The sequence below is a fragment of the Streptomyces sp. SID3343 genome (genome assembly GCF_009865215.1).
GTDB lineage: Bacteria > Actinomycetota > Actinomycetes > Streptomycetales > Streptomycetaceae > Embleya.
In genome coordinates, this window is record NZ_WWJX01001499.1 from 1 (window position 1) to 554 (window position 554).

General features: G+C 76.2%; 2 pseudogenes. Both read right to left on the reverse strand.

Annotated features, from left to right (window positions below):
• Nucleotides 1-245, reverse strand: a pseudogene (locus GT354_RS47515) (DUF58 domain-containing protein); the annotation flags it as partial.
• A gap of 18 nt (nt 246-263) precedes the next feature.
• Nucleotides 264-554 (reverse strand): annotated as a pseudogene (locus GT354_RS47520) (AAA family ATPase); the annotation flags it as partial.

Genomic DNA, 554 nt, shown 5'->3' on the forward strand with positions numbered 1-554 from the left:
AGTGGCCGCGGGCCCGGGTTGCTCACCGTCAGGGTGACCTCGGCGCGTTCGCCCAGGCGTACCGCGGTGTCGCCGGCGCGTTCGAAGGTCAGGCCGCGCACGCCGGCGGCCAGGAGCAGGTCGGTGACCACGCCGAGCAGGACCAGACCCTCGACCACGAGGAGGCCGTACCAGGACGGCAGCAGCAGGCCGACGACGAGCACGCCGAGGGCGGCGGCGAGGACGGCTCGACCGGTCAGGGCCATGGGGAGGGTCGCCCGCCGCTAGCGGGGGACGGGGGTGTGCGCGAGTACGGAGTCGATGACCGCGTCGGGGGTGACGCCTTCCATCTCGGCCTCGGGCCGCAGCCGCACCCGGTGGCGCAGGGCGGGCCGGGCGAGGGCCTTGACGTCGTCCGGCGTGACGTAGTCGCGGCCCGCCAGCCACGCCCACGCGCGCGCGGCCGCGAGAAGGGCCGTGGCGCCCCGCGGTGACACCCCCATGGACAGCGACGGGGAGGAGCGGGTGGCCCGGCACACGTCGACGACGTAGGCGAGGATGTCCGGCTCGACGCC